This window comes from uncultured Jatrophihabitans sp. (assembly GCF_964252635.1).
Classification (GTDB): domain Bacteria; phylum Actinomycetota; class Actinomycetes; order Mycobacteriales; family Jatrophihabitantaceae; genus Jatrophihabitans.
Window position 1 is genome coordinate 1 of the sequence record NZ_CAXUNP010000070.1, and the last position, 11,807, is coordinate 11,807.

General features: G+C 70.8%; 9 protein-coding genes. 7 read left to right on the forward strand and 2 right to left on the reverse strand.

The window, feature by feature from the left end:
• Positions 1 to 192 precede the first annotated feature (192 nt).
• The 7 genes from ACFFCA_RS19070 (at position 193) to ACFFCA_RS19100 (ending at position 10,324) form a co-directional block, all read left to right on the forward strand.
• A complete protein-coding gene (locus ACFFCA_RS19070) occupies positions 193 to 1,269 on the forward strand; it encodes a type III polyketide synthase (RefSeq protein ID WP_375487735.1) in 1,077 nt (358 codons plus the stop codon).
• Positions 1,270 to 1,282: 13 nt separating this feature from the next.
• Positions 1,283 to 1,801 (forward strand): isoprenylcysteine carboxyl methyltransferase family protein, encoded by a 519-nt coding sequence (locus ACFFCA_RS19075; protein ID WP_375487751.1) that lies wholly within the window; start codon positions 1,283 to 1,285, stop codon positions 1,799 to 1,801.
• Positions 1,798 to 3,144 carry an FAD-dependent oxidoreductase gene (locus ACFFCA_RS19080; RefSeq protein ID WP_375487737.1) on the forward strand — a complete coding sequence of 449 codons (1,347 nt, stop codon included), beginning with the start codon at positions 1,798 to 1,800 and terminating at the stop codon, positions 3,142 to 3,144. The genes ACFFCA_RS19075 and ACFFCA_RS19080 overlap by 4 nt, the downstream gene beginning before the upstream one ends.
• 50 nt (positions 3,145 to 3,194) lie before the next feature.
• On the forward strand, positions 3,195 to 4,835 hold the full coding sequence (gene pgm / locus ACFFCA_RS19085) for a phosphoglucomutase (alpha-D-glucose-1,6-bisphosphate-dependent) (protein ID WP_375487739.1): 1,641 nt from the start codon (positions 3,195 to 3,197) through the stop codon (positions 4,833 to 4,835).
• A 76-nt stretch (positions 4,836 to 4,911) separates the two neighbouring features.
• Positions 4,912 to 7,251, forward strand: coding sequence for an amino acid permease (locus tag ACFFCA_RS19090; RefSeq protein WP_375487741.1), 2,340 nt, complete (start codon positions 4,912 to 4,914; stop codon positions 7,249 to 7,251).
• 383 nt (positions 7,252 to 7,634) lie between these two features.
• Complete coding sequence (locus ACFFCA_RS19095) at positions 7,635 to 9,914, forward strand: hypothetical protein (protein WP_375487743.1); 2,280 nt, start codon at positions 7,635 to 7,637, stop codon at positions 9,912 to 9,914.
• The gene (locus ACFFCA_RS19100) at positions 9,911 to 10,324 is read left to right on the forward strand and encodes a hypothetical protein (protein ID WP_375487745.1); all 414 of its coding nucleotides are present in this window, start codon (positions 9,911 to 9,913) and stop codon (positions 10,322 to 10,324) included. Before ACFFCA_RS19095 ends, ACFFCA_RS19100 begins: the two co-directional genes overlap by 4 nt.
• A gap of 213 nt (positions 10,325 to 10,537) precedes the next feature.
• Here ACFFCA_RS19100 and ACFFCA_RS19105 read toward each other — a convergent pair whose 3' ends face one another.
• Entirely contained in the window at positions 10,538 to 11,179 is a 642-nt protein-coding gene (locus ACFFCA_RS19105; RefSeq protein ID WP_375487747.1) for a maleylpyruvate isomerase N-terminal domain-containing protein, read from the reverse strand.
• 97 nt (positions 11,180 to 11,276) lie between these two features.
• Entirely contained in the window at positions 11,277 to 11,615 is a 339-nt protein-coding gene (locus ACFFCA_RS19110) for an STAS domain-containing protein (RefSeq protein ID WP_375487749.1), read from the reverse strand.
• Positions 11,616 to 11,807: the final 192 nt, after the last annotated feature.

Sequence of the window (11,807 nt, forward strand, 5' to 3'; positions counted from 1 at the left end):
GAAGGGGTGGGACGGGGGGTCAGTCGGCGCGGCCCGCTCCGATGATCGTGATCGTGGTCATGTCCAGAGTCTTGCCCGGGTGCGGCCGCTCCCAAGCGCAGCGTCGCGCCGTGCCCCGGCTCGCACAGGTGCCAACGCGGGCGCACCCTTGGGTACCGAACCTGTGACAGGCCGGCCACCGAGGGGATCACCATGACGACAATCGCCGCCGTCCGAGGGGTGCTGCCCGGGCCCGCCTACCGCCAGGAGGACCTCACCGCGTCCTTCGCCGAGCTGTGCCTGCCCCCGGAGCGCCGGTCGCAGGCCCTGGTCGAGCGGTTCCACAACAGCGCCCAGGTCGCCACGCGACACCTGGCCCTCCCCCTGGAGCGGTACCGCGAGCTCGACGGGTTCACTGACTCCAACAATGCGTTCCTCGAGGTGGCGGTCGACCTCGGCGCGCAGGCCGTCACGGAGGCCTTGGACGCGGCCGGCCTCGCACCGGGCGACGTAGACCTCATCATGTCGACCACGGTCACCGGCGTCGCCGTGCCGTCGCTCGAGGCGCGTATCGCGGCCCGGATCGGGCTGCGACCCGACGTCAAGCGCGTGCCCCTGATGGGGCTCGGCTGCCTGGCCGGCGCGGCGGGCATCGCGCGCCTGCACGACTTCCTGCTGGGCGCGCCGAATGCGGTGGGGGTGCTGGTCGCGGTCGAGCTGTGCTCGTTGACCGTGCAGCGCAACGACCCGACCGCGGCCAACATGGTGGCCTCGGGCCTGTTCGGCGACGGCGGTGCGGCCGTGGTCGCGGTGGGGTCCGGCCACCCGCTGGCCGCACCCACCGACGGTGCCCAGCGGCCGCGGGTCGTCGATGCCGTCAGCCACCTGTACCCGGACACCGACCGGGCGATGGGCTGGGACGTCGGCACCACCGGCTTCAAGATCGTGCTGGGCGCCGAGGTGCCCGAGCTCGTGCAGATGTACCTGGCCGACGACGTCAAGGCCCTGCTCGGCCGGCACGACCTCGACACGTCCGACATCGCCCGCTGGATCTCGCACCCGGGTGGCCCGAAGGTCATCGAGGCCATCCAGTCGGTGCTGGGCCTCGGTCGTGAGGACCTGGCCATGACGTGGAACTCGCTCAACCGCATCGGCAACCTGTCCAGCGCCTCGGTGCTGCACGTCTTCTCCGACACCCTCGACCAGCGACCCGCCGAGCCGGGGGAGTGGGGCGTGCTCATGGCCATGGGGCCGGGCTTCGCTGCCGAGCTGGTGCTGTTGCAGTGGTGAGTGCCGTCCGGTGCTGAGCCAGGTCCTCTACACGGTGCTCGTGGCGCTGGTCGCGCTCGAGCGCCTTGCCGAACTCGTCGTGGCCAAGCGCAACCTGGCGCACAGCCTGGCCCACGGCGGCCGGGAGACCGGCTTCGGCCACTACCCGGCGATGGTCGCGCTGCACACCGGTCTGCTGGCCGGGTGCCTGCTCGAGGTCTGGCTGGCCGACCGGCCGTTCGTGCCCGCCCTGGGGTGGGTGATGCTGGTGGTCGTCGTGGCGTCGCAGGCCCTGCGGTGGTGGTGCATCCGCACGCTCGGCCCGTTGTGGAACACCCGCATCGTCGTCGTACCCGGCGCCGACCGCGTCACCGGTGGGCCCTATCGCTTCTTCTCGCACCCCAACTACGTGGCCGTCGTCGCCGAGGGGTTCGCACTGCCGCTGGTGCACACCGCCTGGGTGACGGCGGTGGTCTTCACCGTCCTCAACGCCGTCCTGTTGCGGGTCCGCATCCGCAGCGAGAACCACGCGCTGACCGAGGCGTACGCGTGAGGACGAGCGCGGACGTCGTGATCGTCGGTGCGCGCTGCGCCGGCGCGCCGCTGGCCACGCACCTGGCCCGTGCGGGGCTGCGGGTGACCGTGGTCGACAAGGCCCGGTTCCCCAGCGAGACGGCCTCGACGCACATCATCCAGCCGCGCGGTACCGCGGCGCTGGAACGGCTCGGCGTGCTGGCGCGGCTGCGGGCCGACGGCGCCGCCGACATCGAACGCCTGTCCGTGCACTACGCGGACGTCCGCCTCGAGACCGAGTACGGCTGCGACGCGGCGGCGTCCCGTCTGTCCACGGGCAGCACGCCCGGGCTGAACATCCGGCGCCGGCCGCTGGACGCCGCGCTCCAGGACGGCGCCCGAGACGCCGGGGCCGACGTCCGGGCCAGCACGGCCGCCACGGAGTTGATCCGCGACGACCACGGGCGGGTCACCGGGGTGCTGACCGACGACGGGCCGATCACCGCCGGGCTCGTGGTCGGCGCGGACGGGCGGAGCTCCTTCGTCGCCCGGGCCGTCCGGGCGCGGGCCTACGCGCGCTACCCGGCGCCACGCTTCGCGGCCTGGGCGTACTACCGAGACGCCCGTCCCGACGCAGGACGGCTGCGTATCGGCCGCTTCGGGTTGACGGCCCTCATCGCCACGCCCGCGGACGACGGGCTGCTGCTCGTCGGCGTCGTGCCGGCGATCGACGAACGCGAACCGTTCCTCGCCGATCGCGAGGCCGGCTTCCTGCGCCGTGTCCGCGAGTGGCCCGAACTCCACGACCTGCTGCACGGTGCGCGTCGCGAGGGGCCGATGCGCATCGTGCCCAGCTGGCAGGCCTACTTCCGTGCGTCCGCCGGCCCCGGGTGGGTGCTGGTCGGCGACGCGGGCCACTTCAAGGACCCGGCGGCCGCGCAGGGCATCACGGACAGCCTGCGCCAGGCCGAAGGACTCTCGGCCGCGGTGGTCGACGGGCTCGGCGGCGGCGACATCGACACGGCGACGCGCGCGTGGTGGCGCGACCGCGACGCCGACTGCCGCGACATGCACTGGTTCGCCCGCGACATGGGCGCGGCCGGCCCGACGACCCCGGCCATGACCGAGCTGGTGCGCGACGTCGCGCGGACCGACAGCACGGCGCTGGCCCGCGTGCTCAACCGCGACCTGCCGTCGTCGGCGGTGATCACACCCGGTCGGGTGCGCCGCGCCGCGGTCGGTGCCCTCCGCCGCGACCCGCGCGTGCTGCCCTCGCTGGCCGGCGAGTCGGTCCGTGCGGCAGGGACGCGAGCGCGCTGGGCAGCGGGCGCGGCCAGCGGGGGAGTGCTGCGGCGGCGCGGACCGAGGCCCGTCGCCGTCTGATCAGTAGAGCCCGGCTCCGCATCCGGTGCCCGAGGGTGCAGGATCGGACCATGGCCAGTGAACGCGCCGGGCAGCCGGCCCGCCCCGAGGACCTCGTCGACATCACCGCGCTCGTCGCGGCCTACTACGACCGGCACCCGGACCCCGGCGTCGTCGAGCAACGCGTCAGCTTCGGCACGTCGGGGCACCGCGGGTCGTCGCTGTCGACGACGTTCAACGAGGACCACATCCTGGCCACGAGCCAGGCGATCTGCGAGTACCGCTCGGGTCAGGGCATCGACGGCCCGCTGTATCTGGGCATCGACACCCACGCCCTGAGCCGGCCGGCCATGCAGTCGGCGCTCGAGGTGTTCGCGGCCAACGGGGTGACGGTGCTCGTCGACGCCCGTGACCGGTTCACCCCGACGCCGGCGCTGTCCCGCGCCGTCCTCGCCCACAACGACGGCCGCACGTCCGGCCTGGCGGACGGGGTCGTCGTCACGCCGTCACACAACCCACCGGCCGACGGAGGGTTCAAGTACAACCCGCCGAACGGCGGTCCGGCCGGCACCGACGTCACGGGATGGGTCCAGGCGCGGGCCAACGAGCTGCTCGCCGACCACTGCCGAGGCGTGCGCCGCACGACGTTCGAGCAGGCGATACGCGCCGACACCACCGGCCGTTTCGACTTCCTCGACGCCTACGTCGCGGCCCTGCCGCGGGTTGTCGACCTGGACGCGATCCGCACGGCCGGCGTGCGCATCGGCGCCGATCCGCTCGGTGGTGCCAGCGTCGACTACTGGGGCGAGATCGGCGAGCGCTACGGGCTCGACCTGACGGTCGTCAACCCCGACGTCGACCCGCAGTTCGCATTCATGACCCTGGACTGGGACGGCAAGATCCGGATGGACTGCTCGTCGCCGAACGCCATGGCCTCGCTCATCGCCCGTCAGCACGACTTCGACATCGCCACCGGGAACGACACCGACGCCGACCGGCACGGCATCGTCACGCCCGACGGCGGCCTGATGAACCCGAACCACTACCTGGCCGTGGCCATCGACTACCTGTACCGGCACCGGTCGTCGTGGCCGGGCGACGCGGCGGTCGGCAAGACGCTCGTGAGCTCGTCCATGATCGACAGGGTGGCGGCGGCGCTGCCGCGCACCCTGCTCGAGGTCCCGGTCGGCTTCAAGTGGTTCGTGCCCGGGCTGCTGGACGGCTCGGTGGCCTTCGGTGGCGAGGAGAGCGCCGGCGCATCGTTCCTGCAGCACGACGGCACGGTCTGGACGACCGACAAGGACGGCATGATCCTGTGCCTGCTGGCCTCGGAGATCCAGGCCGTCACGGATGGGTCGCCGTCGGCGCGCTACCGCGAACTCACCGCGGCGCACGGCGATCCTGCGTACGCGCGTATCGACGCCCCGGCCACCCGCGACCAGAAGGCGGTGCTCGCCAAGCTGTCGCCCGACCAGGTGTCGGCCGACACCCTGGCCGGTGAGCCGATCGTCGACACGCTCACCACCGCTCCGGGCAACGGCGCGGCCATCGGTGGGCTGAAGGTCGTCACCGAGTCGGGCTGGTTCGCCGCGCGACCGTCGGGCACCGAGGACGTCTACAAGCTGTACGCCGAGTCCTTCCGCGGCCCCGAGCACCTTGCGCGGATCCAGGACGAGGCCCAGGGCATCGTGGGCGCCGCGCTGGACGGCTGAGACCGTCGTCGCACGACCGTGAGGGAAGCGTGAATACCCGGTCCGGGCCGCTGAGCCCTGGCTAACGTCGGGCCTCGTGGGACGACCGAACACGACGCCGTCCGCACCGGAACTGCCCGAGTCCACCCCGTACCGGCTCAAGCGGCTGCTGCTCGGGCGCCCGCTGGTGAACGCGTCGCTGCACGACGAGAAGCTGTCCAAGAAGTCGGCGCTGGGCGTGCTGTCCAGCGACTGCATCTCCTCTTCGGCCTACGGGTCGGAGGAGATGCTGATCGTCCTCCTGCCGATCTTCGGGTTGACCGGCTTCGGCCTGCTCATGCCGTTGACCGGTGTCGTCCTGGCGCTGCTGGTGCTGACGACGCTGTCCTACCGCCAGGTGGTGCGGATCTACACCAAGGCCGGCGGGTCCTACGTCGTGGCGCGGGAGAACTTCGGGCCGAAGGTGGCGCAGATCGCGTCGGTGGCGCTGCTCATCGACTACATCGTCACCGTGGCGGTGCAGACCGCCGCCGGCACCGCGGCCATCACCTCGCTCGTCCCGCCGCTTGCTCCGTACGCGCTCGAGATCTCCCTGTGCGTCGTCGGGCTGCTGGCCTACGGGAACCTGCGCGGCGTCCGTGAAGCCGGCAAGGCGTTCGCCCTGCCCACCTACTTCTTCGTCTTCTCGGCCGGGCCGGTTGTGGTCGTCGGCCTGCTGCGCGAGGTGTTCGGCGACCTGCCGACCATCGGTTACTCCGCCCACGTCCGCGCCCGCGACCTGGTCGACGTGCACGACAACCACCACGCCCTGCTCACCTTCGCCGCCGTCTACGTGCTGATGAAGGCGTTCGCCAACGGCGGCGCGTCCCTGACCGGCCTCGAGGCCATCTCGAACGGCGTCAGCGCGTTCAAGCCGGACGCGGGACGCAACGCCCGACGCACGCTCAGTGCCATGAGCGTCATCCTCGGCTGCCTCGTGCTCGGCGTGTCCTTCCTGGCCTGGCAGACCCATGCGACGCCGTACACCAGCGGCAGCCCGACCGTCATCAGCCAGGTGGCCCACGCCGCCTTCGGCCACTCCTGGTACGGCAACGCCGGCTTCGTCGTCGTCCAGATCGCGACGGCACTGATCCTCTACACCGGCGCCAACACCCCGTTCACCGGGTTCCCGTTCCTGGCCAGCTTCATCGCCGAGGACTCGTTCCTGCCGCGGCAGCTCATGCGGCGCGGCCACCGCCTCGCGTTCAGCACGGGCATCCTCGTGCTGACCCTGATGGCGGTGTCCCTGCTGCTCGGCGTCGGGGCACACGTCGACAAGCTGCTGCCGTTCTACGCGATCGGCGTCTTCACCGGCTTCACGATGGCCGGCCTGGGCATGGCCAAGTACCACCGCACCCACCGCGAGCGCGGCTGGCGGCGCAAGGCCGCGGTCAACGCCACGAGCGGCGTGGTGTCGGCCGCCGTCGTGGTCATCTTCGCCGTGGTGAAGTTCGACGAGGGCGCCTGGCTCGTCGTGCTCCTGTTCCCCATCGGCTGGATCGTCCTGATGCGGCTCAACCAGCGCTACCGTGCCGAGGCCCGGTCACTGGACCTCGCGACGTGGGTGCGCGCTGATCTCAAGAAGCAGGAGCAGGCCGCCTACTACGGGCGGCACACGATCGTCGTGCTCGTCGACCGCCTCGACCTCGCCGTCCTGCGTGCCCTGCGCTACGCAGGCAGCCTGCGGCCCACCGAGCTCCGCGTGGTGCACGTCGCGATGGACAGCGCGGAGTCCGCGCACCTGCAGCAGCAGTGGATCGAGCGTGACCTGGGCGACCGTTATCCGCTGACCGTCGTCGACTGCCCCGACCGCCGGCTGGTCCGTGCCATCACCGAGCTCGCCTACGACACGGTGATCGGCGAGCGGGCCGAGGTGACTCTGCTACTGCCGCGACGCTCGTTCCGGACGCTCTCGCAGCGGCTGCTGCACGACCGGACCGCCGACCGCATCGCGGAGGCGGTGGCCCGGCTCCCGCACGTGGCCGCCACGATCGTGCCCTTCGACACGACCCTGCCGCACGAGGTCATGGAACGCCTCGAGCACCGCCAGACGGAGGCGGCGCGGGAACCGTCGCTGCCGGTGCCGCTCTCCCTGGGCGAGCAGGCCGTGCGCGAACCGCGCCGCGAGGGCGTCACCGCCATCGGGGCGGCCCGGTGGCGGCAGCGACTCACGATCGAGGGGCGGGTCACCAGCGTCCAGCTCGGAGCCGCGGCGGGACGGTCGCTGGAGGTGCAGGTCTGCGACGAGACGGGCGGCCTGCGGCTGCTGTTCATGGGCCGGACCAGCATCGCCGGGATCACGCCCGGTTGCGTGGTGCGGGCGACGGGCCGGGTCGGGGAGTACCGCGGGCACCTCGCGATCGCCAACCCGGAGTACGAGCTGCTGGTGCCCGCCTAGCACTCCTCGGACGATGCCTCCGACGTGGTCGTGCGGTGGGCCGACGGAGGCTGCTTCGTGCGATTGAGCAGCAGAGGCGCGCCTGTTGCGCCGATCGTCGACGGCGGGCCGGGCGTGGTGGTGCGTCGGTCGGTCAACGACCGGTGCAGCAGAACGGACACGACGAGCCACGCGACGCCCACGACGGCCAGAGCAGTGATCACGGTCTCAGTGTCGGCCCGCGATCGTGCTCGATCCACACCCGTGGCTGCAGTCTCACGACCCGTTCACGGTTTTCTCGCAGGCCCGACGGACACCGGCGGGAGGTCTCCCCGGGATGGCCATCGGGGCTGGGAAATTGCCGCCGGTTGCCGGGCACGAGAAGATGTCAGGAAGGAGGGGACATGACGCTGATCAGCAACGACGAGCTTGCGGCCCGGGCGGGGGTGAACCCGTGGGACCTGAACGCCAAGTTGGCGGTCGGGGATCCGGCGCAGGTCGGGAGCCTCGCCGCCGCGTTCTACAAGGCGAGCGGCGACATGACCTCGTACAACACCGAGCAGCGGGCGGTGAAGAGGTACGTGTCGGAGGGCTACAAGGTCGACGGCACCACGCCGGTCGACTTCGACAAGCAGGCCCGGTCGACGGCCGGGACGCCCGACACGTTGCGTCAGATCGGCAAGGTGCTCGACGCGGTCGGCACTCACCTCGACACCGCGATGCGCAAGACGGACGCCGAGCTGACCGCGCTGCAGGGAACCCTCGCTTCGGTGGACCGGCAGTGGACGTCGTTCATGCAGAGCATCGGCCACCACCTGCCTCCCGACGACCAGGAGGCGGTCCGCCAGGAGTACATCGATCAGGCCGTGGCCGCCACCAAGAGCCACGGCACCGCGATGGATCACCTCATCACCGGCTACGAGGAGACCGTGTACCGGGCCCAGCGCTCGATGTCCGACCTCGGTTACGTCCCGCCGGCGTCGCTCGACGATGAGTACGGCGACGCGGCGACCTACGTCAAGGGGTTGCAGGCCAAGGCCCGCGCGGCGGCGGACAAGCTGCGGAACAATCACGAGCTGGACGGGTCGTGGGCCAAGGACGCCCACAACGTCGCCAACGAGGTGAAGCCGTACCTGAACGACCCGTACTTCGCCGCGGCGTTCTACGGCCGGCTGGGCCCGCAGGAGGCCCAGATGATGCCGTCGCTGCTGTACCAGTCGGGCAGCAAGACCGGCGCCGGGGACCTGGCCGTGTACAGCCACTTGTTGGGTACGGCGGTCACCAACAGGGGTGACGACGCCGGCATGGCAGCGGTGGCCGACGTCTTCCTCACGAAGCCGGTGGTGGGCACGGTGTCGGCCGACCGTGCGGCGATGGTGTCGCACGGCGACTTCCCGCCGGACTGGTTGGCCCAGGCGGCCCGGGTGAACGCGCTCGACGACTTCGCCAAGCACGGCGCGCAGGGCGCGAACGGGATGGGCTTCGACGAATTCGGACCGGAGTCCCGGGCGCTCGGCCTGCCGGGCAACATCGTCGCGGCCTGGACGCAGGATCTCGGACAGAATCCCCAGGCGGCGCGGGAAGCCCTGGCGACCATGGGCAGCGACCGCAACGACGTCCACATCTACGGTGACCCGTCGGCGGCCTATCAGTCGAACGTCCACAAGCTCATCGCCTACGGCAAGTCCGAGGGTTATCCCGGTGACGTCGGCCGTGGTTACGGGGCGGCGTTCGAGGCCGCGGCCGGCGCCGACGACGAGCACGACGGCGACCACAGCGCCGCCGCGGCCGGCTTCGCCCACGCCCTGTTCGACGATCTGCAGCACGACGGTGGTGACGTGCAGCCGGTGGCGGCCACGAACTTCGCGAAGATCTCCGGTTCCTACGTCCAGGAGATGGCTGCCGGCGCAGCCCAGAACGCGGACGCGGGCCCCGGCTTCACCATCCCGGGCACGCACCCTGCCTTCGCCCTGTCGCCCGACGAGACCCGCAACGTCATGAAGACGTTCGTGGGCGACGCCGACGCGACCAACCAGTTCGACAACGCCGCCGGCACGCAGATGCACGCCGCCCAGGTCGCCGCCGCGCGCCTCGACGCCCGCTCGCCGTCCTCCGACGCCAACCATCTCGAGCGCACGTCGAGTGCGTTCGGGTCGGTCGCCGGTGTGGAGAACAGCACGACCCGTGAGATCGTCGGTGAACGTGACGAGAGCGCCGCGCACCAGAGCGAACTGATCCGCAGCGTCATCTCGGCCGGGGTCGACCTGATTCCCGGCGACAAGCTCGTCGAGGGCGTCCCGAGCACGGCGTGGGACATCGCCAAGCACGTCACGAACATGGGTCTGGAGGCCACGTTCGGGGCCACCGACGACCCCCGCTTCGACGCCCTCACCAACACCTCCCACGCCATGGCCGTCACGGGCGCCTACGACCAGCTGTCGGTGTTGCGGGAGGCGGGGTATCCGGGCACGCAGAACGTCCCGTCGGTCTTGATCGATCCGAGCACCGGGAACCTGCTCCCTGCGGGCAAGGTGTTGTCGGACCCGACCTTGCAGACGGCCCTGCACTCCTACATGCGACAGCAGGCGCAGCAACACGGCCCCGACACCACGTCGGTCTACGACGAGGCCAACCGGTCGACCAACGGTTACCAGGGCGGTTTCGACCACCAGGACGAGCATTGATCACCAACCGCGGCGTGGTCGGGCGTGGTGCGGCCGGGGTCGCCCTCGTCCTGCTGTCCGTCACGGCGTGTTCGGGCTCGTCGTCCGGCCCGTCCGTGCCCAAGTCGGCCGCGGCCGGCGTCTCGGCCATCCCGTCCGGCGACCCGACCCCGACCGCCGGTCGGGTGTCGGCGGCGGTACTGCACAAAGACACCGGCGGCGTGAACGCCAGCTACGTCGGGGTGTCGAGCGCGCAGGCGAAGTCCTACCGCGCCGGGCTGGTCAAGGACGGCTGGACGCGCGTCGGTGGCGAGGTGACGGCGAAGCAGGACGGCATTGACAACTACGAGAAGGAGAAGACCCACCACAGCATCGGGGTCGGCTACGACTCCGCGAAGCGCCTGCTCACGGTCGCCTACTACCCGGGCTGACGTCCCGGCCCCGTCCTTCGATCAGCGGCCATCGGATACCGAGGGCAAGTCGCACGTCACCGTACACGCCATCCCGTGGACCCCGCATGTCACCGGATTCTTCACTCAGCTCGGCAGCCACAGCACGTCCGACGCCAGGGCTGTCGTCCAGCTCGCAGAGATCTGAGCGGCGAAGGGTGCGGTGGCCGGTCCGTGCTCCCGGGTCTCGGTCGGTCAGAACAGTTGCAGGCTCTGCAACACAGGCGGCGGCGGAGCGGTAGGTACCCAGGGCCAGCTCTCGATGTCAGCTGGCTCGGTACGTCCGCTGACGGCTCGGAACGCGGTGGCCGCTGGGACTGTCGTTCTGTATCGCTGGCGGTCCAGGACCGTGAACTCGACGGTGTCGCCCGAGCGGACGCAGGAGGTCTCGTAGGGCGCTCCCGCGCCGAGGAAGGCCATGAACTGTCCGAGCAGGTGACAGCCGTCCTCGTCCAATGTGCGAACCTCACCGTCGAATGCCTCCGCGAGGTCGCGTTCGTGAATGTAGGCATCCCAGCTGCTGTTCGGTCCTGCTGAGCGCTGATCACAAGCCGCTGCCGTCCGCGGGGCCAGAGCGAGCAGCTCGGCCAGAACCTCCTGGGTGGGCCGCGACGAACGCTCGGCGATGTGCCGGTTCGTCCATCCAGGGCCGGGGAAGCCGTCCAAGCGTCCGGCCGCATGATCTGCCGCCCCACCGGCCAGGTGGGCGACAAGATCGTGGGCACTCCACTGCGGGCAACTCGGGATGGCGGTCGCCGCCTCGGCAGCCGACCACGACTGGACGCGGCGCGCCACGCGATCGACCGCGGCCAGGTAGATGTTGCTCGAGCCGGTCATGTCTCAAGTAAACGCGAACGAATCCCGCCGGCAGTCGAAAGCATCGTGGTTGCCTGCCCACTGTCCGCTGACGGCGCAACCCCGGGCCGGCGGCGCTTCAGCTGGCACACGACGGGCATTGGACCGCGAAGGCCTGCAGGAGATCGGTCAGACCCAGTACGCGGCAGGGGTGCGGCCGTACACGGGTCAGCACCATGCCTCCGGCATGACTGTCGAGAAGGTTGTTGAGCGTGATCAGTCCGCCGATGCCGGCGCAATCCAGGAATTCGACCTCCCCGAAGTCCAGCTGCACCTCGTACTGTTGAGCGGCGTCGATGACCTCACGCAGACGGGTGAACGTCGGTGGTGCGGTCGCTGCGTCGAGTTCCGCAGCCGCGATCGACAGCATCAGGGGTGGCATCGCGAAAGCGTACGCCGTAAGCATGCTCTCGGTCACCAGTTGACGAACAGCGGCGGGGACGTGGTGATCCAGCGCTTGGGTATGCGCGCACCCTGCGCGTACGGGGAAGCGCCGATGGCGATGGGGTGTGGGTCAGCGTGCGGTCATGAGTAGTTCCACGCACGCGCGATCTCGGTCAAGTCCCTGGACGTGGTGTATTCGATCTTCCTTGGGTCCATCTGTCTGGGT

Excerpts from the sequence above, each read along its gene's own strand:
- ACFFCA_RS19105 (WP_375487747.1), bottom strand. The coding sequence starts at position 11,179 with ATGACCGGCTCGAGCAACATCTACCTGGCCGCGGTCGATCGCGTGGCG.
- ACFFCA_RS19070 (WP_375487735.1), top strand. The coding sequence starts at position 193 with ATGACGACAATCGCCGCCGTCCGAGGGGTGCTGCCCGGGCCCGCCTAC.
- ACFFCA_RS19095 (WP_375487743.1), top strand. The coding sequence starts at position 7,635 with ATGACGCTGATCAGCAACGACGAGCTTGCGGCCCGGGCGGGGGTGAAC.
- pgm (WP_375487739.1), top strand. The coding sequence starts at position 3,195 with ATGGCCAGTGAACGCGCCGGGCAGCCGGCCCGCCCCGAGGACCTCGTC.